The sequence below is a fragment of the Mesorhizobium sp. M7A.F.Ca.CA.002.04.1.1 genome (genome assembly GCF_004022805.1).
Taxonomy (GTDB): Bacteria; Pseudomonadota; Alphaproteobacteria; order Rhizobiales; family Rhizobiaceae; genus Mesorhizobium; species Mesorhizobium ciceri.
The window spans coordinates 1-411 of record NZ_RZPL01001340.1; the positions used below are offsets into that span (position 1 = coordinate 1).

Sequence of the window (411 nt, forward strand, 5' to 3'; positions counted from 1 at the left end):
CTGCTGGTCGTCCGCTCCGGTCGCCCGGCCGGTCCCGGTGGCCCGGGCGGGCTCGACCAGGTGGTGCGTCCGCTGGCCGAAAAGGAGCTGGCGGCGCTGGTTGCGCATCTGACTGGCGCCCGCGCCATTTCGCCGGCTTCGCAAAAGCAGGTCCGGGTCATCTTCGGCACCGAGAGCCTGACCTCGGGCGTCACCGGCACCGACAGCGCCTATCTCGATGCGCGCGACTGGAAACTGGTGTCGGGCCGCCCGTTCAGCGATTCCGAAACCCGCTCGGGCACAGGCGTGTGCCTGATCGGCGAGACGGTGCGCCAACAATTCTTCGGCGCTGGCGATCCCGAGGGCGAGATCATCCGCGTCAACCGCACCTCCTGCAAGATCATCGGCCTGCTCGAGCCCAAGGGCTATACC

The 411-nt window shown here is 68.6% G+C and carries 1 protein-coding gene; it reads left to right on the forward strand.

Annotated elements, in window-relative coordinates:
- Nucleotides 1–411 (forward strand): ABC transporter permease (locus ENZ75_RS34105; RefSeq protein ID WP_164888295.1); only part of this gene is annotated, 411 nt, incomplete at both ends.